Origin of the sequence: Actimicrobium sp. CCI2.3, assembly GCF_035019065.1 — a bacterium.
GTDB lineage: Bacteria > Pseudomonadota > Gammaproteobacteria > Burkholderiales > Burkholderiaceae_D > Actimicrobium.
On sequence record NZ_JASJWR010000011.1, the window covers coordinates 77416 to 99786 of the forward strand.

Annotated in this window: 23 protein-coding genes and 2 tRNA genes; 10 read left to right on the top strand and 15 right to left on the bottom strand. The window is 57.2% G+C overall.

Going from position 1 to position 22371, the window contains the following annotated elements; translation table 11 throughout:
* The first annotated feature begins 5 nt into the window (after nt 1-5).
* From QN370_RS08325 to QN370_RS08340, 4 genes are all read left to right on the top strand, one after another.
* On the top strand, nt 6-770 hold the full coding sequence (locus tag QN370_RS08325) for a cytochrome c1 (RefSeq protein ID WP_322126125.1): 765 nt from the start codon (nt 6-8) through the stop codon (nt 768-770).
* 83 nt (nt 771-853) lie between these two features.
* A complete protein-coding gene (locus QN370_RS08330; protein WP_322126126.1) occupies nt 854-1465 on the top strand; it encodes a glutathione S-transferase N-terminal domain-containing protein in 612 nt (203 codons plus the stop codon).
* Between the two features lie 95 nt (nt 1466-1560).
* Nucleotides 1561-2076 carry a ClpXP protease specificity-enhancing factor gene (locus tag QN370_RS08335; RefSeq protein ID WP_322126127.1) on the top strand — a complete coding sequence of 172 codons (516 nt, stop codon included), beginning with the start codon at nt 1561-1563 and terminating at the stop codon, nt 2074-2076.
* Between the two features lie 28 nt (nt 2077-2104).
* Nucleotides 2105-2180 (top strand) — tRNA-Thr (locus QN370_RS08340).
* A gap of 60 nt (nt 2181-2240) precedes the next feature.
* Here QN370_RS08340 and QN370_RS08345 read toward each other — a convergent pair.
* The 10 genes from QN370_RS08345 to QN370_RS08390 all read right to left on the bottom strand — a co-directional run bounded on the left by QN370_RS08345 (nt 2241) and on the right by QN370_RS08390 (nt 13989).
* Complete coding sequence (locus QN370_RS08345) at nt 2241-2834, bottom strand: UbiX family flavin prenyltransferase (protein ID WP_322126128.1); 594 nt, start codon at nt 2832-2834, stop codon at nt 2241-2243.
* A 4-nt stretch (nt 2835-2838) separates the two neighbouring features.
* Nucleotides 2839-3150 (bottom strand): Grx4 family monothiol glutaredoxin, encoded by a 312-nt coding sequence (grxD, locus tag QN370_RS08350; RefSeq protein ID WP_322126129.1) that lies wholly within the window; start codon nt 3148-3150, stop codon nt 2839-2841.
* A gap of 56 nt (nt 3151-3206) precedes the next feature.
* Entirely contained in the window at nt 3207-5558 is a 2352-nt protein-coding gene (locus tag QN370_RS08355; protein ID WP_322126130.1) for a Tex family protein, read from the bottom strand.
* A gap of 64 nt (nt 5559-5622) precedes the next feature.
* Nucleotides 5623-6459 carry a peptide chain release factor N(5)-glutamine methyltransferase gene (prmC, locus tag QN370_RS08360; RefSeq protein WP_322126131.1) on the bottom strand — a complete coding sequence of 279 codons (837 nt, stop codon included), beginning with the start codon at nt 6457-6459 and terminating at the stop codon, nt 5623-5625.
* A 1-nt stretch (nt 6460) separates the two neighbouring features.
* Nucleotides 6461-6937, bottom strand: a complete 477-nt coding sequence (locus QN370_RS08365; RefSeq protein ID WP_322126132.1) for a disulfide bond formation protein B — start codon at nt 6935-6937, stop codon at nt 6461-6463.
* 71 nt (nt 6938-7008) lie between these two features.
* Entirely contained in the window at nt 7009-8091 is a 1083-nt protein-coding gene (gene prfA / locus QN370_RS08370; RefSeq protein WP_322126133.1) for a peptide chain release factor 1, read from the bottom strand.
* Between the two features lie 74 nt (nt 8092-8165).
* Nucleotides 8166-9455: a glutamyl-tRNA reductase gene (gene hemA / locus QN370_RS08375; protein ID WP_322126134.1), complete on the bottom strand. Its 1290-nt coding sequence runs from the start codon at nt 9453-9455 to the stop codon at nt 8166-8168.
* Between the two features lie 62 nt (nt 9456-9517).
* Complete coding sequence (locus tag QN370_RS08380) at nt 9518-11857, bottom strand: CHASE2 domain-containing protein (protein WP_322126135.1); 2340 nt, start codon at nt 11855-11857, stop codon at nt 9518-9520.
* A gap of 6 nt (nt 11858-11863) precedes the next feature.
* Complete coding sequence (locus QN370_RS08385; RefSeq protein ID WP_322126136.1) at nt 11864-13168, bottom strand: FecR domain-containing protein; 1305 nt, start codon at nt 13166-13168, stop codon at nt 11864-11866.
* A 131-nt stretch (nt 13169-13299) separates the two neighbouring features.
* Nucleotides 13300-13989, bottom strand: coding sequence for a response regulator transcription factor (locus tag QN370_RS08390; protein WP_322126137.1), 690 nt, complete (start codon nt 13987-13989; stop codon nt 13300-13302).
* A gap of 443 nt (nt 13990-14432) precedes the next feature.
* On the opposite strand from QN370_RS08390, the gene QN370_RS08395 reads away from it, so the two are divergent.
* Nucleotides 14433-14891, top strand: a complete 459-nt coding sequence (locus QN370_RS08395; protein WP_322126138.1) for a hypothetical protein — start codon at nt 14433-14435, stop codon at nt 14889-14891.
* 408 nt (nt 14892-15299) lie between these two features.
* Nucleotides 15300-15995, top strand: a complete 696-nt coding sequence (locus tag QN370_RS08400) for a dienelactone hydrolase family protein (RefSeq protein ID WP_322126139.1) — start codon at nt 15300-15302, stop codon at nt 15993-15995.
* On the opposite strand, the gene QN370_RS08405 is transcribed toward QN370_RS08400, so the two are convergent.
* From QN370_RS08405 to QN370_RS08425, 5 genes are all read right to left on the bottom strand, one after another.
* Entirely contained in the window at nt 15989-16420 is a 432-nt protein-coding gene (locus tag QN370_RS08405) for a hypothetical protein (RefSeq protein ID WP_322126140.1), read from the bottom strand. The genes QN370_RS08400 and QN370_RS08405 overlap by 7 nt on opposite strands.
* 139 nt (nt 16421-16559) lie before the next feature.
* Nucleotides 16560-16745 carry a hypothetical protein gene (locus QN370_RS08410; protein ID WP_322126141.1) on the bottom strand — a complete coding sequence of 62 codons (186 nt, stop codon included), beginning with the start codon at nt 16743-16745 and terminating at the stop codon, nt 16560-16562.
* Nucleotides 16745-16984, bottom strand: coding sequence for a hypothetical protein (locus QN370_RS08415; protein ID WP_322126142.1), 240 nt, complete (start codon nt 16982-16984; stop codon nt 16745-16747). The genes QN370_RS08410 and QN370_RS08415 overlap by 1 nt, the downstream gene beginning before the upstream one ends.
* A gap of 10 nt (nt 16985-16994) precedes the next feature.
* A complete protein-coding gene (locus QN370_RS08420; protein WP_322126143.1) occupies nt 16995-17267 on the bottom strand; it encodes a hypothetical protein in 273 nt (90 codons plus the stop codon).
* Nucleotides 17268-17398: 131 nt separating this feature from the next.
* Nucleotides 17399-17474: transfer RNA gene (locus QN370_RS08425), tRNA-Phe, on the bottom strand.
* A gap of 118 nt (nt 17475-17592) precedes the next feature.
* On the opposite strand from QN370_RS08425, the gene QN370_RS08430 reads away from it, so the two are divergent.
* From QN370_RS08430 to QN370_RS08445, 4 genes are all read left to right on the top strand, one after another.
* Complete coding sequence (locus tag QN370_RS08430; protein WP_322126144.1) at nt 17593-18780, top strand: FAD-dependent monooxygenase; 1188 nt, start codon at nt 17593-17595, stop codon at nt 18778-18780.
* Nucleotides 18781-18824: 44 nt separating this feature from the next.
* A complete protein-coding gene (locus tag QN370_RS08435; protein ID WP_322126145.1) occupies nt 18825-19541 on the top strand; it encodes a DsbC family protein in 717 nt (238 codons plus the stop codon).
* 120 nt (nt 19542-19661) lie between these two features.
* On the top strand, nt 19662-20120 hold the full coding sequence (locus tag QN370_RS08440) for a (2Fe-2S)-binding protein (RefSeq protein WP_322126146.1): 459 nt from the start codon (nt 19662-19664) through the stop codon (nt 20118-20120).
* A 25-nt stretch (nt 20121-20145) separates the two neighbouring features.
* A complete protein-coding gene (locus QN370_RS08445) occupies nt 20146-22368 on the top strand; it encodes a xanthine dehydrogenase family protein molybdopterin-binding subunit (RefSeq protein WP_322126147.1) in 2223 nt (740 codons plus the stop codon).
* Nucleotides 22369-22371 lie beyond the last annotated feature (3 nt).

The following is a 22371-nucleotide window of genomic DNA, read 5'->3' on the forward strand; positions in this document are numbered from 1 at the left end:
CAAGAATGAAACTGTTTAAAAAATTGATAATGGTGCTGGCATTCGTGCCCGCACTGGCTCTGGCGAACGAAGGCGCTGCCAAACTTGACCGCGCACCTGACCATGCTACTGATCTGACCTCGTTGCAACATGGCGCCAAACTGTTCGTTAACTATTGTTTGAATTGTCATGCAGCAGCATCAATGCGTTACAACAGGATGCGTGATATTGGACTGAGCGAAGACCAAATCAAGACCAATCTGCTGTTCGCTTCAGACAAGGTAGGCGATCTGATGAAAGTGTCGATGATGCCAAAGGATTCCAAGGAATGGTTTGGCGTCGTTCCTCCGGATCTGTCAGTGATGTCACGGGCAAAGTCTTCCGAGGCGGGGTCCGGGGCAGACTACCTGTACACCTATCTGCGCACGTTCTACAAGGACGAAAGTCGGCCGACCGGCTGGAACAATATGGTGTATCCGAATGCTGCGATGCCCCATGTATTGTGGGAACTTCAAGGGATTCGTGAAGCCAAATACGTCGAGGTCAAAGATCCGCATGACGAATCCAAGGTCATGCACAAGTTCGCGGGCTATACGCAGGTCAAGCCAGGAAAAATGACCACGATCGAATACGATCAGGCCATTGGTGACCTGGTCGGTTTCATGAGCTGGATGGGTGAGCCGGCACAAAACCAGCGCCGTCGCCTCGGAGTCATCGTTCTGCTTTTCATGAGTCTGTTTGTCGTCATCGCCTGGCGACTGAATGCGTCCTTCTGGAAAGAAGTTAAGTAATTTGTCTGGCCCGCACGTTGCGGGCAGGTTTGTCGGGGTGAGACGGTTATCGTCTCACCCCGTTGTTTCTAAGGAACTACAAAATGATGGTTCTCTACTCGGGTACTACTTGCCCGTTTTCCCAGCGCTGCCGCCTTGTGTTGTTTGAAAAAGGCATGGATTTTGAAGTGCGCGATGTCGACTTGTTCAACAAGCCGGAAGACATCTCGACGATGAATCCTTATGGTCAGGTACCCATCCTGGTCGAACGTGATCTGATTCTGTACGAGTCGAATATCATCAATGAATATATCGACGAACGATTCCCGCATCCGCAACTGATGCCGGCCGATCCGCTGATGCGCGCTCGTGCACGCCTGATGCTGTTCAATTTTGAAAAAGAATTGTTTGTTCATGTGCATGCGCTTGAAAATGACAAGACCAAAGGCGCTGAAAAGCTGCAGGAAAAAGCGCGTCAGGAAATCCGCGATCGCCTGACTACCTTGGCACCATTGTTCCTGAAAAATAAGTACATGCTGGGCGATGAATTTTCGATGCTCGACGTTGCGGTTGCACCGCTACTTTGGCGTCTTGATCACTATGGTATCGAGTTGTCCAAGACCGCCGCACCGCTGATGAAATATGCCGAACGGATTTTTTCCCGTCCTGCCTATATCGAGGCGCTGACGCCATCTGAAAAAGTGATGCGTCGCTGATCGAATCGTTCATCCCAACACGCTTGCGCGCACTCTGGAAGTTATTTTTCCGAGTGCGCGGCAAGCGACCCCCTGATAGGTACTTGCAGAGTCCCATGCCCGAATCTTCTACCAAGCCCTACCTGCTACGCGCCATCTACGAGTGGTGTACCGATAATGGCTATACGCCCTATCTGGCAGTTCTCGTTGACGCGAGTACCAAGGTGCCAATGCAGTTCGTCAAAAATGGCGAGATCGTATTGAACATCAGTTTCGATGCGACTAGTGCGCTGAAGATGGATAACGATCTGGTGCGTTTCAGTGCGCGTTTTGGGGGGGTATCTCGCGACATTTCGGTCCCTGTTGAAAATATCATTGCGATCTATGCGCGTGAAAATGGACAAGGGATGGCTTTTGAAGTGTCCCGTTTTCCAGCTCGGGATAGTGACGCAGGTGGCGCATCAGCAAGCAGCGAGGCAGCGCTTGTTACGGAGCCGACCAGCATTGCGCCGACGTTGACCTCGGTGCCTCAAGCATCGCAGGAGCCCGGGGAAAACAGCGGTAATGAAGACGACCCGCAGCCGCAGCCGCCAAAAAAAGGTGGTCGTCCAACGCTCACACGCATCAAGTAATCAAGTACAATATGCACTTTCCAGTTTCGCCGATTTAGCTCATCTGGTAGAGCACATGATTTGTAATCATGGGGTGGCGGGTTCAAGTCCTGCAATCGGCACCATTTAAAAAGCCCGTGATTTTATCGATCACGGGCTTTTTTCATGTTGATAGTCAATATTGACTATCCATTTCCTGCTTTCAAGCCGCCCCACCTGGGGGTCATCTGATGGCTGACACTGACCATGTCGAGCACGCGTCCGACCGTGTGGTCAACCATCTCTGCAATCGACGCCGGTCGCTGGTAGAACCCTGGCAGTGGCGGGAAAATGATGCCACCCATCTCAGTGACCGAGGTCATGTTGCGCAGGTGGGCAAGATTGAATGGCGTCTCGCGGACCATCAGGATGAGTCGCCGCCGTTCCTTGAGAACGACATCGGCCGCGCGCGTGATCAGGTTATCCGACATCCCCATGGCAACCGAGGCCAGCGTCTTCATCGAGCAGGGCGCAATGATCATTCCGTCAGACTGAAACGATCCGCTGGCAATCGAAGCGCCGACATCTCTGACGTTGTGGACCACGTCGGCCAGTGCGCCGATCTGTTTGCGGTCCATGTCGAGTTCGTGATGCAGGTTCAGTACGCCGGACTCGGAGACCATCAGATGGGTTTCGATGCCGCCGACTTCGCGCAATACCTGCAGCAGACGCACCCCGTAGATCGATCCGGAAGCCCCGGTGATGGCAATAATCAGGCGGCGTGGCGCTGCTGCTTCCATCACATCAGGCCTTGAGCAGAGTTTGCAGTTCGCCGGATTCAAACATCTCGTTCATGATGTCTGTGCCGCCGACGAACTCGCCTTTGATATACAACTGCGGAACGGTCGGCCAGTTTGAATAGTCCTTGATGCCCTGGCGAACTTCGGCGTCATCCAGCACATTGATGGTGACGAGGTTGTCGACGCCACTCGATTTCAGTAATTGAATCGCACGCCCCGAAAAGCCGCATTGCGGAAATTGGGCAGTGCCCTTCATGAACAGTACGACCGGGTTTTGGGTAACGGTCTCTTGAATCCAGGTTTTTACGTCGCTCATGCTTACCTCACTAGTTTGGTTGGTCATTATAGGAAAAAGCAGCTGCTCTTGCTTGATCAGGATTTGAGTTTTGCAAAGGCCGCTGCCATCGCATTGCCGGCATCGGGTGTGCGGGTCTGTTGCTGCTGATGATGTTGCGTCAGCCGTTTTGCATCATTGCGGTCAGCACGTTGCTCCACCTTGGCACCGGCTACCGGTGCGCTGTCGGTCAGTCGCATTGTCAGTGCGATGCGCTTGCGTTTTTCATCGACCTCCAGCACTTTGACGCGCACCACCTGGCCAGCCTTGACGACGCTATGCGGGTCTTTGACAAAGGTGTTCGATAGCGCAGAGATGTGAACTAACCCGTCCTGATGCACGCCGATATCGACGAACGCACCGAAGGCGGCGACGTTGGTGACCACGCCTTCGAGGATCATGTCAGGGCGCAAGTCACGTAGCGCTTCAACGCCCTCCTTGAAAGTCGCCGTGGTGAATTCCGGACGGGGGTCGCGACCCGGTTTTTCGAGCTCCTTCAAGATATCGGTGATCGTCGGCACACCGAATTTGTCATCGGCGTAGCGGGCTGGATTGAGCGACTTCAGCAAGCGCTCGTCGCCGATGAGCGCTTTCACGTCTTTCTGGATATCGGCCAGAATTTTTTGTACCAGCGCATACGATTCCGGATGCACGGCCGAGGCGTCAAGCGGATTGTCGCTGCCCATGACGCGCAAGAATCCGGCGGCCTGCTCGAAGGTCTTGTCACCGAGCCGAGGTACGTCGCGCAATGCGGCACGCGACGTAAATGCGCCTTTCAGGTCACGGTAGGTGACGATGCTTTGTGCGACGCTGCTGCTCAGTCCCGAGACGCGGGCCAGCAGCGGTGCCGACGCAGTATTGACATCGACACCGACCGCATTGACGCAATCCTCCACTACAGCATCAAGTGACCGCGCCAATTGCGTCTGGCCGACATCATGCTGGTACTGGCCGACGCCGATCGACTTCGGATCGATCTTGACAAGCTCTGCCAACGGGTCCTGCAAGCGCCGCGCGATCGAGACGGCACCGCGGATCGACACATCCATGTCCGGCAATTCGCGTGACGCAAACTCCGACGCCGAATACACCGAGGCGCCCGCTTCGGAGACCACAATCTTGGTCATCTTCAATTCCGGCCGCAGCTTGATCAGGTCCTGGGCGAGTTTGTCGGTTTCGCGCGAGGCGGTGCCGTTGCCGATCGAAATCAGTGTGACCTGATGTTTTTCAGCCAGTTGCGCCAGCGTGTGCAGCGACCCATCCCAATCGTTGCGAGGCTGGTGCGGATAAATGGTGCTGGTATCGACGACCTTGCCGGTGGCATCGACGACGGCGACTTTGACGCCCGTGCGCAAACCCGGATCGAGTCCCATCGTTGCGTGCTGTCCGGCAGGTGCGGCCAGCAGCAGCGCCTTCAGGTTGAGTGCGAAGACATTGATTGCCTCCACCTCGGCGCGCTCGCGCAGTCCGGTCATCAGTTCTGTTTCCAGGTGCATGAATACTTTCACGCGCCACGCCCAGCGCACCGTGTCGGCCAGCCATTTGTCGGCGGGCCGGCCCTGATTGCGCACGCCGAAGCGTGCTGCGATGCGGCCTTCGCAGGGATTATGCGGTGCATCCCATTTCGGCTTTTCCGTTTCCGTGTCGAGACGCAGCACGATGGTCAGCATCTCTTCGCGTCGACCACGAAACAGCGCCAGCGCCCGATGTGACGGGATCGTGCCCAGCGTTTCGGAGTAATCAAAATAGTCGGAAAACTTGGCACCGGCATCCTGTTGGCCATCGATGACTTTCGATTCGACGATGCCGTGTTCGGTCAGGTATTCGCGCAGCGCCTGCAACAAGGTCGCGTCTTCGGCAAAGCGCTCCATGAGTATCTGGCGTGCGCCGTCAAGTGCCGCCTTGGTATCGGCGACGCCCGGATTGTCGCCGCTGTCGGTGCTGAATGGCGGTTTCAGGTACGCTGCCGCCGCGACTTCCGGATCCTGTTGCGGGTCGGCGAGCAGTGCGTCGGCCAGTTCGGTCAGGCCAGCTTCAGCCGCGATCTGCGCCTTGGTGCGGCGCTTGAGCTTGAATGGCAAGTACAGGTCTTCGAGGCGCGTCTTGTCTTCGGCATGCAGAATCATGTCGAGCAAGGCTGGCGTCATCTTGTTCTGTTCTTCGATGGCGCTGATGATGGCGCTGCGACGTGCCTCGAGTTCGCGCAAATAGCGCAGACGCTCTTCGAGCAGGCGCAACTGGATGTCGTCGAGGCCGCCGGTGACTTCCTTGCGATATCGTGCGATGAACGGCACGGTCGCGCCTTCGTCGAGCAGGGCGATGGCAGCGGCGACTTGGGCCGGACGGGCGACGAGTTCAAGGGCGAGGCGTTGTTCGATGGATGGCAGCATGGCGTGTACAGTGAAATGAAAATCAGGCGGTGAATGGAGAACGAATCAGGATTGCACGAAACAGCTATGACGTCACGCTGCACCGGCGGCCACCGCTGACGCGAGCGATGCCAGCCAGGTCTGCCCAGCTTTGTACCTCGGTGAACTGCGCAGTATCGAGCAGTGCGCATACCGCCGCAGCCTGGTCGTAACCGTGTTCCAGCAGGAGCCAGCCAGCCGGCTCAAGGAACGCTGCTGCGCCACGGATGATGTGGCGCAGCGCACTTAAACCATCGGAGTGATCGGTGAGTGCATCGACCGGCTCAAAGCGCAAATCGCCTTCGCTCAGGTGATGATCACCAGCGACGATGTACGGCGGATTGGCGACAATCATGTCAAAACGTTGTTCGCTCAGTGCCGCATACCAGTCACTGCGTAGCAGGTGCACTTGTACCGCGTGGCAGGTCGCATTGCGACGCGCTACCGCCAGTGCGGCGTCGCTGAGATCGACGGCACTGACAGCGGCGTCGCGCCGACTGTTGGCGATCGCCACGGCAATCGCTCCGGAACCGGTTCCCATGTCGAGCACGCGGCCCTGACGTGGCAGCCGATCGATCGCCAGCTCTACCAGCAGTTCGGTCTCCGGGCGCGGGATCAGGACCGCTGGCGTGACCTCGAAACGCAAGCCGTAAAATTCGCGCGAGCCAATCAGATACGCAATGGGCTCGCCGGCAATGCGGCGTGCAAACAACTCTGCGACACCGGCTGCCTGGGCAGGCGTGAGCGCTTGTTCGGACCGGGTAATGAGCGCGACGCGCGTCAGGCCAAGTACATGGCCGAGCAGGATGCGACGTTCCGCCAGTCCGGGTGCTGGTTGCTTCAGCACGGTGTCGATGGTGTCGCCAGCGAGGATAAGAGGCATCCTAGCGGCCGCGCTTGATGGCGATCCAGCCAAGTATCAGTACGAAACCGACAAACCAGACCAGTGACCATTGCGGAATTGACAGTCCGAAGAGCGGTGCATACGGCGTGCTGCAGAAGCCGTCGGCCTTGAAGACCAGCGGCAGCCAGTTCGCCGGTGCCAGCGCATTGAGCGACGTTTCCAGCGGATCGACACCGCAGGTAATTTCAGGATGGGCCTTGACCCATAGATGCCAGCCGGCAGTGCCCGCGCCAGCCAGCGCAACCAGTGCCGCGAAGCCCGCGCCGGTGGCGCTGGCACCGCGTGGCAACAAGGCAAACACCAGGCAGATCAGAGCGATCGCCGCAAACGCGTAACGCTGGATGATGCACAGCGGACAGGGTTGCATGCGCTCGACAATCTGCAAGTAGAGCGCCACGCCAAGCAGAACGAAACACGCCAGCGCGATACAGAACAGGATTGGTTTTGAGTTTTTCATGAGAGTGGCAAGGAAAAAAAGTCGGTGGAAAAAAAGTACGGGACCTTAACGGTAGCTGAAGCTGGCGAGAATCAATTGTCCTCGCCCAAAGCGGCCAGCAGTTCAGCCTGGTGTTCGGTTGCCAGCGCACCAGTCAGATCATTGAGGTCGCCGTCCATGATGAAGTCGAGCTTGTAGAGCGTCAGATTGATGCGGTGGTCCGTCATGCGTCCCTGCGGAAAATTATAAGTGCGTATCCGTTCACTGCGGTCGCCCGAACCGATCAGCGACTTGCGCGTGGCAGCTTCTTTTGATTGCTGCTCGCGCACTTGCGCATCCTTGATCCGCGCGGCAAGCACCTTGAGTGCCGACGCCTTGTTCTTGTGCTGACTACGGTCGTCCTGGCATTCGACCACGATGCCAGTGGGCAGGTGAGTGATGCGCACGGCAGAGTCGGTCTTGTTGATATGCTGGCCGCCGGCACCAGAGGCACGATAGGTATCGATGCGCAGGTCGGACGGGTTGATGTCGACATCGCTGATCTCGTCGACCTCGGGCATGACGGCCACGGTGCAGGCTGAAGTGTGGATGCGACCTTGCGTTTCAGTCGTCGGCACCCGCTGCACGCGATGGCCACCGGACTCGAACTTCAGTCGCGAATACGCACCGTTGCCGGTGACCCGCACGATGACTTCCTTGTAGCCGCCGACATCCGAACTCGATTCGGACACCATTTCGACCTGCCAGCGATTGCGCTCGGCGTAGCGCGTGTACATGCGCAACAGGTCGCCGGCGAACAGCGCCGATTCGTCACCGCCGGTGCCGGCGCGGATTTCGAGGAACAGGTTGCGCTCGTCGTTGGGGTCTTTCGGCAGCAGCATGGTTTGCAGGTCGGCTTCGATCTGCTCGGCGCGCGCGCGGGCGGCGAGGATTTCCTCTTGCGCAAAATCTTTCATATCCGGATCGGCCAGCATTTCCTGTGCAGTGGCGATGTCGGCTTCGGTGACGCGAAAGCGGTCATACAGTGCCACCAGCGGACCGAGCTCGGCATGCTCGCGGGTCAGCTTGCGATAGTTGTCCATGTCCGAAGCGAGGTCTTCTTGTGTGAGCAGCTCATTGAGTTCACCCAGCCGGTCGGCCAGCTGATCAAGTTTGACGAGCATCGATGGTTTCATTGGACATCCTGGAAAGCGGGTGAGACGCACGCCGGGTGGCGCATGGAATAGCGAAGAGCAGTACGCGTAACCGGCTAGCGGCGATTGCGGAACAATTGCGGCAGTAGCGCTGCGAGGCGGGCGCGTTCATCCCCCTCGGCGTTATTCAATGCATGTTGCGGGCCGTGCAAAAACTTGGCGGTCAGCCCGCGTGACAGGGCTTCGAGCACCACATTGATATCTTCGCCGCGTGCCAGCAGCTTGTGGGCGCGCTCCAGTTCATGCAAGCGCATCACTTCACTGGTTTCGTGCAGCTCCTGAATGACTGGCACGACGGCGCGATGGTCGATCCAGTGCATGAACGATTGCACACGGGTGTCGATGATGGCTTCGGCTTGGGATACTGCCGCCAGCCGACTTTCGAGGCCGGTCTGGACCACGGCACCCAGATCGTCGACGGTGTACAGGAAGACGTCATCGAGGCGGGCAACTTCATGTTCGATGTCGCGAGGCACGGCCAGGTCGACCATGAACATCGGCTTGTGACGACGAGTCTTGACCGCCCGTTCGACCATGCCCAGACCGAGGATTGGCAATGCCGAAGCCGTGCACGAGACGACGATGTCAAAAGCGGCCAGTTTTTCGGAGAGCTCGGCCAGTCTGATCGACTTGCCGCCGAATCGTTCTGCCAGTGCCTGGCCACGTTCCAGCGTCCGGTTGGCAATGGTGATCGATTTCGGATTGTGTGCAGCAAAATGGGTTGCGCACAATTCAATCATTTCACCCGCGCCGATGAACAGCACGTGCTGGTCGTTGATGCTGTCGAAAATCCGTTGCGACAACCGCACCGCTGCTGCTGCCATCGAGATGCTGTGAGCGCCAATTTCCGTCGTGCTGCGGACTTCCTTGGCGACCGAGAACGTACGCTGGAACAGTTGGTGCAGATAGGTGCCCAGGCCACCGGCTGCATCAGACTGGCGCACGGCTTCTTTCATCTGGCCCAGAATTTGTGGCTCGCCCAGCACCATCGAATCGAGGCCGGACGCGACCCGGAATGCATGTCGCACGGCTGCGTCTTGCGGGCGGGCATACAGGAACGGACGCAATTCGGAATAGGGCAGGTTGTGATAACTGGCAAGGAAATGAGCGGTCGAATCGAGTACTGCTTCGGCACCGCCCGGCAGGTCGCTGGCGGCGTACAGTTCGGTGCGGTTGCAGGTCGACAGGATGGCGGCTTCGTCACCGATACGCAGGTTGCCGTCCCGACCGAACCACGCTCGCGCTGCGCTGACTGCCTGACCGATCTGGTCAGTTGGGAACGCGACTTTTTCGCGCAGTGACAGCGGCGCGGTGGTGTGATTGAGTCCGAGAGCGAGCAATTGCATTGTATGGATGGACCGGCTTGCTTTGTGAGAAGTCATTATAGCGTGGGATGCGCGATGACCTGTCAGGTGTGCACACTGATCACCGGTAACACCACGGTGAAGGTGGTACCCAGGCCGACCTTGCTGGTAAATGAAATTTCGCCATGATGGCGTTCGATCACGGTTTTGACGAAGACCAGTCCGAGACCAATACCATCGTGGCGCGGCTGGTTGGGCTGGTCAACGCGCTGGAACCGGTGGAACAGTTTGACCTGATCGGACGCCGCAATGCCGTAGCCCTGATCGGTGATGTCGCAGACGACCAGCGTGCCAAGCAGGGTCGTGCGTTGCCGTAATGCGCAGGTAATGACGGTTCCTTCCGGGCTGTAGTTGATCGCGTTCGAGAGCAGGTTGGTGAAAGCCCGTGTCATCAGCCCGCGATCAACGCGGACCGCGAAGTGTTCGCTGGTGAGCTCGTTGCGAATCAGGATTTTTTTGCTGCTGGCCAGGGTCCACATTTCATCGGTGGCATCGAACACGATGTCCTGAAAATCATGCTCCTCCAGACGGTATTCATGAGACTCGGCGCGAGCGAGCTGGACAAAATTATCGGCTAGTCCGAGTGTCTTTCGGCATGCCTTGTCGATGCGGGAAAACAGCTCCGCTTCCGGCAATGCCGATGTCGGATCAGCCTGTAATTCCAGCAGCGCCAGGATGGATGCCTGAGGGGTACGCATGTCGTGCGACAGGAACCGCAGGGTTTCATCCCTGCTGCGTTCGGCCGACTTGATTGCCGAGATGTCGACAATACTGACGATCCAGCCGGTCAGCACATCCTCGTTCGAGCGGCATGCTGCGCTGCGTACCAGCAGTTCGGCACCCGCCTCGTTGCGATAGCCGATGCCGTCGGCGAAGGTCGCGGCACGCTTGGGATCGAGCAGGTCCCACCAGTCGAACGGCCCTTCGAGGTCGGGATCGAACGCATGCGGGACGGTTTGGCCCGGCGTCGCAAACAGGTAGGGCAGCAACGCGCCGTTGATGGTCTTGAAGCCGACGCGGCCAAAGTAATCGACCGCATGCTTGTTCGATAACAGGACATAGCCATCGACCGTCGTCACCAGCGTGGCATCGGGCAGGCTGTCGATGCTGTCGGAGACAAACTTGCGCAAGTCACGTACTCGCCGCGCAGCGTTTTTCATCGCATTGATGCGCCGCTCCAGCACGTCGGTATTGCGTGGTTCGCGCTGACGCTGCTCGGGCAATAAATGCGGTTCGCTGTCGAGTCGGCCGAATTCCTGGCTCAGATAGCTGATGGCCGCATCGAGTCTGCGCCAGCTCCACAGAGGATAAGCGATGATCAGGGCAATACAGGCCGCCGCCGGCGGTATCCACAGCCCCAGCCGAAAGGCCAGTAATGCGACAGCCAGGCTAGTCAGAAGTAATCCGGCCGTCGCCAGTAATCCCGTCCTCGGTGACAGAAACAGGTAGCCCAGCATCGCCAGCAATACCGGAAGGCCGCTCAGCAGCGCAGTTTGCCAGGGGCGTGCGGCGACTAGCGAGCGTTCATCGAGCAGGCTGGCCAGAATATTGGCGCTGATTTCAACTCCGGGCATGCCGCCGGCTTCGCCCGATAGCGGTGTCGGATAGGCATCAGTCATGCCGACGGCCGTCGCACCGATCAGCACGTATTTATTTGTGAAGAAGGCCGCCGGAACTTCGCCGCGCAGTACCGCGGCGTAAGGCACCGACATCACATGCCCGCTGCTGCCGGCATAGGGAATGAGCATTGGTCGCTCGCGGTGACGGGAAGCAGGCAACTGGTCGCTGCCGATCATCGCGGCGAAATGCTGCCAGGTCCCGCGCGCGCTGGTTTCATCGAGAAACGCGCTACGCAAGACGCCGTCCGGATCGATGACCATGCCAATATGACCCAGGCCCTTGGCGACTTGGGCGAATTCCGCTATCGGCGGTGTGGCGGTGTGGTCGACGCCGTTCTCAGTAATGACCACCGGCAGAATCACGCGCTTGCTGCGGACCATCGCTGCCTGCAGTGCCATATCACCAAGCCGGGGTGCCGGTTCGGGCTCCGACAGGATCACGTCGAGGCCAATGGCGCGTGGTTGCGCCGCACTGAGCTGGTCGATCAGCTGCGCATGTCGCTCGCGCGGCCACGGCCAGCGACCCAGTTCAGCCAGGCTGTAATCATCGATGGCAACGATGATGATGTCCTCGCGGGCAGGCCGGGGACTGGCAGAAATAAGCTGGTCATAGATCGTCAGGTCGAGTCGTCCCAGACCGTTTTGCCAGCCCAGTCCGGCAGCCAGCAACAGCATCACCAGCAACATCGTGATCCATTCGCGCAGCGCAAAATAATTTTTCATTGCCGTCAGTTGCGGCATGTGCAGGAAGGAGCGGATGGGCATGATGCGTTAGCGGGGCCAGTCTGATTGTGACGCGATCGGTTCGCCTTCATGGATGATCCACTGATCGGTCACGACAAAACTCTGCGTTGCCGAATACGGACCTGTGCTGCCATCGCTATTGCGAATTTGCACGCGGGTAAAGTAGGTACCGAATGGTGGACGCGGCAGCATCAGCAGCGGTTTTTTGCTAGTGGTGTTGAACTGGAGCCAGCTGAACCTGACATCGCGAGCGACCTGGAGATTGAACCCGGCAGCGGTCGGACTACGCCAGCTGAGCTGGAATTGGCGGCTATCGCTGAAGTCGACTGTCGGTGCCGAAGGTATCGGTGTCGGACTCTCCGCAGAGGGAGGCGGGCGCAGGCTGACTGGCACGATACGAGAAAAACCTTCCAATCCCATGGCATCGATGGCCGAGATACGTACGAAGTAGTCACCCGCATCGATACCGCCGAGCTGGATCGGATTGCCGGTAGACCGCGTTTCGGCGAACAGGTCCTCACCCCTGGCATCGGTACTGATCTGGAGGTGATAGGCCTTGGCACCCGCTAGCGTGCTGGTCTTGAACTGGGCAATACGACCTGGCAGCATCGCGGCTTGGCCGTTCAGTTGCGGCGCCTCCAGCAGCGCTACTGGCAATCCAGCCATGGCGGCACTGACGATATTGCCTTGTCCAGCTTGCAAGGTGACGCCGGGACCTGGCGTTCGCCGACTGACTTCGACGGCACCGGACAGCAATTCAGTGGCCGTCGTGCCATCGGCGAGCAGACCGACGCGGAAATACGTGCCGCGCACGCCGGCCATTGCCAGCGGCGTGCGGATCTCGAAGCGTCCCATGCTGGGTGCGAGCGGGCTGATTTGCGATTCAACTTTGCCACCGAGTATGGTGATTTCGGTTCGTGGACTGCGGGTGTATCGGGCCATGCGCAAGACAGACAGTCTGATGCGGGTATTCGACGGCAGTGAAACGCGAGACGCATCCGATAAGCCCAGCGTCAAAAAACTGTTGCTTGCGGTTTCAATCTGCATGCCCTCGGTCAACTGGCTGCCGACCTTCAGTTTCACAGATTGTTTGTCGGTACCCATCGCCGTGACTTTGCCGGACACCATGATGACGCGGGCTTCTCCGGGTTCGTCAGGCAGCAAGCTGGCCGGGATGACAATGGCACTGCCCACTGGAACGCTGGTGTCTTTGCTGATGTGATTGAGTTTTCCGATGGCAATCCAGTTACTGGTTGCCTTGGTAAATTGCGAGGCGATCGAGGACAGGGTGTCGCCCTGACGAGCGGTGACAGTAATGTCGGAGGCGGACACTAGCAGTCCGTCATTCGCTTCCGCCGACTGTGCCCGCGGCGAGGATAGCAATGCAACCGATACCAGTAAACCTATCCTGAGCCAGCCTGTTGTGGTTGCATGCATGCGTTTTCTTCACTGCAACTGACTCGTTAGCCGGAGACTTGTTCCAGACGGTAGCCGTAACTATAAACCGGTGCAAGCCGGAAACCATTTTCTGGGCGTAATTTTAATTTGGTACGCACCCGCGATACGTGGGTATCCATCGTACGCGACGGAATTTCAACGTCGCGTGACCAAACCGCTTCAAGAATATAGGCGCGAGACAGCGGTCGTCCCAGATTTCGAAACAGGAGCAAGGCCAGGTCGAATTCTTTTTGTGTCAGTTCCACCGCTTCGCCATGATCGAGCAAGCGACCGGTACGCGGTTCAAAAATGTAGTGACTGAACTGAATTTGCTCGATCGTGTTTTGAGTCGGATAAGCACGCCGCAACAATGCTTGCACCCGTGCAACCAATTCTCCACGCCGGATCGGCTTGATCATGTAGTCGTCCGCTCCCGCAGCCAGGCCAGCGACGATGTCATCTTCACCGGAACGACTGGTCATGAAAAGAACGGGCAAGACGGCGGGCAATTTTTCGCGCGCCCAGCGCAAGACGTCAGCGCCGCTCAGGTCAGGTACTTGCCAGTCGATGATCAGCATGTCAAAACTTTCCCGACGAAGCTGGTTCAGCATTTCTTTGCCACTTTGAAACGGATGGCAGACATGACCAGCAGCCGTCAGGACTTGGCATACCAGGTCGGTTTGTGTACGGTCATCATCAAGGACGGCAATTCTCATAGGCGGGCGTTCACAAAGGGTCTTCAGGATTAGTTGCCAACAATCTACCAACTTTTGTTAAACATGGGATTTTTTTCGTTTTGCTTTAACAAAAGTTCACAATAAAAATTGACATTTCATTCGGATAGTTCATTTATGCAACAGACCGGTCAACGGGAGTTTGTCAAAGGAGTTCTGCTCTTGAAAAAGAGTGTGTCCTCTCGCAAGCCCTTCAAACTGGTAAAACAAACCAAAACGACAGATTTCAAATTATTGGTCATTTATTGAAACTAATAGTATTCGGTGAGGTACATGCTGTATGCTCGGGTTACCAAGAAATATTTCTCGTATCCATCGGGAGCTTCTGCTACCTTTCGGTAGTAGAAGGCGGAACATGATTGAAAACGACGACTGGACCATGTGTATGTGTCGATGCCTAAAAACTGCCTCCGGAATTGCATAAAATGAAAACATCCACCGAACGCACTGCCTTCAGTGCTCGCTTGCAACTGGCGTTACGCAACGCCAATCATGCTGCGAACCATCCGACTTATTTGTCTCGCGAATTCAACTTCCGGTTTTCAGGTAGTCCGATTACCGTCCATGCAGCCAGAAAATGGCTGGTTGGTGAATCTATCCCAACTCAGGATAAGTTACGCGCCCTTTCCAACTGGCTGGGCGTTACTGCAGAGTGGTTACGTTTTGGCGGGCCGGAAGATAATGCGGTGATCTCGGCTCCCCAGAACAGCGGCGCTTCCGAATCGGCGCAATCGAAACTGATTGCTGACTTCATGGAGCTGGACATGCACCATCGTCAGATCGTGCAGGATTTCATCAAGTTGCTGGCCCAAAAGGGCCGACTACCACCTGACCTGATCCCGGAACGGGCCCCTCGGGTTGCCAAGCTGAAGACCAGTGCTTGAGCTGATAAGTTTAAATAGAAATAGCCCGCAACTTGCCGGGCTATTTTTTTGGGGGCACACCCTGTAATTCAGGTCGTGTGAAGTCACTGGTCGGGATGCTGTTATAAATAAGGGCTGGCGTATTGGCAATCGGGTATTTCAGCCGTGTATTTGTTGATGCCAAGGTGTATGAAGCGGTGTACGTTACAGGGCGCAATTTGCGCTGGCTGTCTGCATCGGGGCGGCGACGGGCCTGGGGATGTGCCGGCGTCTTTGTAATCGATCCAGCACGAATAGTCCGAATACCCTAGACTTCATCGGGCTTTGCGGCTCGGCGCAGGAATGGCCCAGCTGCCTGTCGCGACGGAACTCACGACGCCGGCGGACCACATCCCCATCACTTCCTCACATTTTGAAAGAAATGACACCATGACATCTCAAATGATTGATATTGCCAGCCATGACGGACAAACTTTTCAGGGTTACCTGGCGCTACCGCCGACAGGAGCTGGTCCGGGCATTGTGCTGATTCAGGAAATTTTCGGTGTTAACGGCCATATCAAGGCAGTGGCCGACCAATACGCGCTTGACGGCTACGTGGTGCTTGCACCGGACCTGTTCTGGCGTCAGCAACCGGGCGTCGACCTTGGTTATACCGAAACCGATTTCGGTGCGGCAATCGGTTTCATGCAAAACACGGATTTCCCGCTGGCGATACAGGATTTGACGGCAACGGTCAGCGCATTACGTGCACTGCCACAATGTAATGGCAAGGTGGCTTCGCTGGGATACTGTATGGGCGGCTTGCTGTCCTACCTCAGCGCAGCTAGCGCCGGCGTCGATGCCGCTGTGTGTTACTACCCGGGATCCATCGAGGAGCATCTGAATCTGGTCGACAAGGTGACCTGTCCGATCCTGATACATTTTGCAGAAAATGATCACTACATTGCGCCTGCGGCAGTGAAAGCGGTTCAGGAAGCATTCGCCGAAGTGAAAACGGCGGTAATTGAGGTCTATCCAGGCGTCGATCACGGGTTCAATTGCTGGGAGCGTCCGGCTTATCACCAGAAGACCTCGTCATTGGCACACGGCTTGTCACTGTCATTTTTGGCCAAGGCTTATTGAGGGAATTGAGGATTGTTCGTCTTTCGTCGGGCGAATATTTCTGCTTGGAAGAAGCTGCTGCAGCGCCAAATCAAAATCCTCTGAAGAATTTTCTCTAGAGAACACAGGCTCCTGGCTAAGACAGTTTTACTCATATCGGTGTACTCGATACGCGTGCCATTGATCAAGTACAGGCCAGGGCCGGTATGCTGTTGTTCGCTATCTATGTCAGTGATGGCGCGTGCCGTATGAACTGCAGGCACTGACCTCGATAGCTGGAAATCTCCACCCCCAGAGGAAAAATCAATAAAAAGCAACGCCGACAGTTCAACATCAGCCTGAAGCTGGAGGTCGTTCGCATGATCAAGAAACAGCGGCTGACGACCACTCGGAACAGCCGAAGTATGGATAGTGGCGAGACCGCGATTCGTCGCTGGATCAAACAATATGCTTGCTGAGTAAAGTGGAGTACGCGGAACCAGCACAACAAAAAGCCCGCCTGGTTAAGGGCGGGCTAAATGGTGAATCTATTGGTGGCCCGGGGCGGAATCGAACCACCGACAAAAGGCTTTTCAATCTTCATGCTTATTTATTCGCTGAAATTACCTGCACATGAGGTTTCAGGTATTCGATGACACCATCGTGACTGACGACGATGGATGTGCCGGTTGCTCTTGCTAGATCATGCGCACGCTGGACTGCCCTTTGCATGGCGACTTGCGAAAGGCGCAGATCGCGGTCCATGGCCTGTTCAATGGGTTGTTTGTTCATTATCGTTCGCTCCAGTCGATGAGGGCCGGCACGGAACCGGCTTTGTCATACAAAGCCCAAGCGTCCACGATGGGCGCATAGAGTTGTTCAAAATTATTTTTTCCGGCAATAAAGCGACGGCGAATCACTTCTTCCGGGATGTGATGGCCGCCTTGTCTGACCCTTTGCGCGACACGAGCAATGGCTTCTTCAGCGCTCGCCAATTGGAGAAAAATAAGTTTGATGCGATAGCCAGCCATTTGCCATTCGTCAATCAGACGCAAGTAGCCCCGACTCTGAAAGAGTCGTTTCAAAGGCGAAACTGGTGCGTGCGTCAAAGTGGCGTGTCAATTCCTGCAACATCAAGCGCCCGGCTCGTAGTGATGCCGTTTCGGGTGCAAACGGCGCAATTCCTGCAGCGATTAAGTCGGCATTGATGAACACGGGGCAGGCAGCTTCGCCCGGCAGAAATTCGCGTGCGAATGTGGTTTTCCCAGCGCCGTTCGGGCCTGCGATGATAATGATGCGGGGCGCTTCTTTCATCCTCGAGACTCCGTCATTGAACGCTGATTGCCTTCTGAACAATACCGGAAATAGACTGGACACGCACGCTTTCCGCCCCACAAACAAAAACGCCAACCTGCGAAGGTTGGCGTTATGTAAGAACTATTTCTTGGTGGCCCGGGGCGGAATCGAACCACCGACACAAGGATTTTCAATCCTCTGCTCTACCGACTGAGCTACCAGGCCAAGGTGCGAAATTATAGCAAGTCTTTCGGATTTTGCAAGCTGGCAGGAAAATCTAATTTTTGACCAGCCGCTATAATCGTGGAGCTACTTTTATACCAACCTCTTTTGATCGAGCTACATGCATACCGACATTTGCGTTATCGGCAATGGCACCATAGGAAAAACCGCAGCGCTCGGATTGGCGCAGGCGGGATTCCGGGTGTCGCTGCTTTGTCCTCCCGCTCCGCCCGTGGCAGCAAGCGCACCTGCGACCTGGGACTTGCGGGTCTATGCATTGAACGAGGTGGCGCGCGATTTGCTGACTTCACTGAAAGTGTGGGACGCGCTGGACGCTGAACGCATTGCGGCCATTGATGCAATGGTGGTCATCGGCGATGGCGACCATGCCGGCAAGATCGAGTTCGACGCCTACGGAGCGCATGTCGCGGCACTGGCCTGGATTGTCGAGCACCGTAATCTTGATCAGGCACTCGATGCGGCACTGCGCTTTTCTCGGGATGTGACGCTGGTCAGCGGTACGGTTGACCAGTTGCAGGTCGAGGCAGACGGTGCGCATATTCATCTGGCCGATGGCACCAGATTGACGGCTGCGTTGGTCATTGGTGCTGACGGTGCCCATTCCTGGGTGCGGAACCATGCAGATATCGGGATCGACTACCGGCCTTACGGACAGCGCGCCGTCGTCAGCAACTTTGATTGCAGCGTTGCCCATCAAGGAGTCGCTTACCAGTGGTTCACTTCCACCGAAGGAATCATCGCATTGCTGCCGTTGTCAGGGCAGCGCGTCTCGCTGGTCTGGTCGGCACCGGATGCGCTCGCGGCAACACTGATGAGCGAGTCGCCGCAGCAGTTGGCCGCACGCTTGACGGCATTACCCGGTCAGCCGTTTGGCCAGTTGCTGCCGATGGTGCCGGAACGGGTTCACGCGATTCCGCTGGCGTTAATCCGTGCGCATCAGTTTGTCGCTCCGCGTATCGCCCTGGTTGGGGATGCCGCGCATGTCATCCATCCGATGGCAGGGCACGGGATGAACCTGGGTTTCGGTGATGTCGCTGCGTTGTTGCGTGTCTTGTCTGGCAGCGAAGCCAGACGCGATTGTGGTGAGGCCCGTCTGTTGCAAAGTTACGCGCGTTCGCGCAAGGAAGAAGTGCTGATGATGCAGATGGCGACCGACGGATTGCAGCGATTGTTTTCGTCGCAGTTCGAACCGCTGCGACTGGTTCGCAATCTTGGATTGAACTTGCTCAACAAGTTGCCTGTCATAAAAAGACGCCTGATGTCGCATGCTGCCGGAGGCACCAAGTGATTGCCTTATCCCGCGTACACAACCCCATTACTGGAATTAACTGCATGAACTTTTTCAAGTCTGTACTCGCTGCTTCGCTGACCCTGTCGACCCTGGTTGCTTGCGCTGAAACACCGCAGGAAGCCAAAATCAAGAAGCTCATCGAGCCGCGCCTGGGGGAGGGAGCCGTCGTCGAATCCGTCCGCAAGACGCCGTATGGCGGACTCTATGAATTGCATGTCGGTGGCGACATTCTGTACACCGACGAGCAAGCGAACTACCTGTTCGTTGGCCGCGTGATGGAAAGCAAGACGTTCAAAGATCTGACGAAGGCGCGCATCGACGAGGTCAGCCGCGTCAAGTTCTCTGACTTGCCACTGGAGATGGCCATCAAAACGGTCAAGGGTGACGGCAAGCGGATCATTGCCGTGTTCGAGGATCCCAATTGCGGCTATTGCAAGCGCTTCCGACAGAACCTGCAAGGGGTCGATAACCTGACTGTCTATACCTTTCTCTACAACATTTTGTCCGACGACTCTGGCGTGAAGGCCAAGAATGTCTGGTGTGCTGCAGATCGTAACAAGGCCTGGGATGACTGGATGTTACGTGGCAAGGAAGCTGCCGCAGCGCCGGTCGCATGCCCTACGCCAAATGAAAAAGTATTCGCGCTGGGACAAAAGCTGCGCATCACGGGAACACCAACCATCTTCTTTGCCGATGGCAGCCGGGTGCCCGGCGCGATGGATGCCAAGGGGCTGGAAGCCAAGCTCGCGACGCAATAATCGCGCACAATTCATGAAATAACGGGGGGATGCTTCGCCGGCTCCCGATAAAATCCGTTATATTCCACCGAACCAACGCGCTGCGTCAGCGCAAGCACACCTCACCATACGGAGTACGCCATGGTCACACTCAATATCAACGGTAAAGACATGCAGGTCGATGCCGATCCTTCCACTCCGATTTTGTGGGCATTGCGGGATAACCTCGATATGACTGGCACCAAGTTCGGCTGCGGCGCGGCGCTGTGCGGTGCCTGTACCGTCCATCTGAATGGCCAGCCAATCCGGTCCTGCGTGACGCCGATTTCGGCGGCTGCCGGTGCGAAGATCACGACCATCGAAGCCATGCAGGCCGATCCGATCGGCAAGGCGGTACAAGCGGCCTGGGTCAAGCTTGACGTGCCGCAATGCGGTTACTGCCAGAGCGGCCAGGTCATGACAGCCACCGCCTTGCTGCGTTCTAACAAATCACCTTCCGATGCCGATATCGACGCCGCCATGAGCGGCAATATCTGCCGTTGCGGCACCTACCAGCGCATTCGCGCGGCGATCAAGGATGCGTCAAAAGCGCTGGCCTGAGCCCTGTCACTTTTCGGAGAATCAAATGCGTACTGAATGGATAAATCAGGCTGGCCCCGTTGGTGCCGGCGAAGCAAGCCCGGCCTCAATCGCGGTGTCGCGCCGTAGTTTCATGAAAGTTTCCGGTGTGGTGGGCGGTGGCTTGTTGCTCGGCTTCTTCGTGCCTGGCGCGAACAAGCTGGCCAACGCGCAGGCACTGAAAGCGGTGTATGCGCCCAACGCCTTTTTGCGGATTGCTCCCGACAACACCATTACCGTGGCGGTCAACCGTCTTGAATTTGGCCAGGGTGTCAACACCAGCCTGCCAATGCTGATCGCCGAAGAACTCGATTGCGACTGGACCAAAGTCCGTAGCGAGCTGGCACCTGCCGCCGACGTTTTCAAAGATCCGGTATTCGGCATGCAAATGACCGGCGGCTCCGGCACCATCGCCCACTCCTACACGCAGTACCGTGAAATCGGCGCAACCGCTCGGGCCATGCTCATCGCAGCCGCAGCCGAACAATGGCAAGTCAAGCCTGCTCAGTGCAGTACCGCCAAGGGTGTCGTCATCGGCCCCGGCGGCAAGAAGGCGAACTATGGCGCGCTGGCCGACGCTGCGATGAAGCAGCCGATGCCGGAAAAAGTCGCGCTGAAAGATCCAAAGAGCTTCAGGATCATCGGCAAGCCGACGCCACGAATTGATGCTCGTGCCAAATCAACCGGCGAGCAAGTGTTTGGGATTGATGCCAGCGTGCCCGGCATGAAAGTCGCCGTCGTCGCACGTCCGCCGGTATTTGGCGGCAAGGTCGGCAAATTCGATGCGAGCAAGGCATTGGCGGTCAAGGGCGTGCTGGCCGTGCTGGAAGTGCCAACCGATCGCGGTGGGAGCGGCGTCGTTGTGATCGCTGACGGCTACTGGCCGGCGAAGACCGGGCGCGACGCGCTCGTCATCGAGTGGAATACCAGTGCGGTCGAAAAAATCAGCAGCGACAAGCAACTGATTGCTTACAAGGAGTTGGCGCAAAAGCCCGGTACGGTCGCGCTCAAGGCCGACATCGGCAAGCTCGCGACGGCACCGAAAAAAATCACGGCAGACTATGAGTTTCCGTATCTGGCGCACGCGCCGATGGAACCGTTGAACTGCATCGTCGACTTGAAGGCCGATCGCTGCACAGTCTGGGCGGGCACCCAGTTCCAGACCGTTGACCAAGGTGCGATTGCACGTACGGCGGGCATGAAAGTCGAGCAGGTAACCTTGAACACGATGATGGCCGGTGGCGGTTTTGGCCGGCGCGCGGTGCCAAGCTCGGACTTTATCGTTGAAGCGGTACAGGTTGCCAAGGCCTGGAAAACCGCCGGGAAAACCAGCCCGATCAAAGTGATCTGGAGTCGGGAAGATGACATCAAGGGCGGATATTACCGTCCGGCTACAGTCCATCGGGCCGAAATCGGGCTCGACGAGAAGGGCGATATCGTGGCCTGGAATCACACGATCGTGAGCCAGTCGATCATGATGGGAACGCCTTTTGAAGCCTTCGCCGTCAAGGACGGAGTTGACTCCACGATGACCGAAGGCATGGGTGTGCCCTACGGATTGCCAATGAACCTGTCGGTTCACAATGTCACGGCCAACGTGCCCGTGCTGTGGTGGCGTTCGGTCGGCTCGACCCATACGGGTTTCGTGATGGAGACACTGATCGATGAAGCCGCCCAGATGGCCGGTGCCGATCCGGTGGCCTATCGCAAGAAGCTCATTGGTGACAAGCATCCGCGTCATCTGGCAGCACTTGACCTTGCGGTGGCCAAGTCCGGTTACGGCAAGACCAAGCTGCCAGCAGGCCAGGCCTTTGGCGTGGCGATCCACGAGTCATTCAACTCGGTGGTGGCCTACGTCGTGGTGGCCTCGATGGCAGATGGCAAGCCCAAGCTGCATTCGGTGACCGCCGGCGTGCATTGCAACCTGGCGGTCAATCCGCTGACGATCGAGGCCCAGGTGCAGGGGGCGATTCTGATGGGATTGGGTACCACACTGGCCGGTGCAGCCGTGACGCTCAAGGATGGCGTGGTCGAGCAAAACAACTTCAACGATTATGTCGTTGCACGCATGTCCGACATGCCGAAGGTGGCCGTGCATATTGTCGCTTCGGGCGATGCACCGACCGGCATGGGCGAACCCGGCTTGCCGCCACTGGCACCGGCCTTCGCCAATGCATTGGCCAAGCTCAGTGGCAAGCGCTTGCGCAAGTTGCCATTCGACCTGGCCTGACGG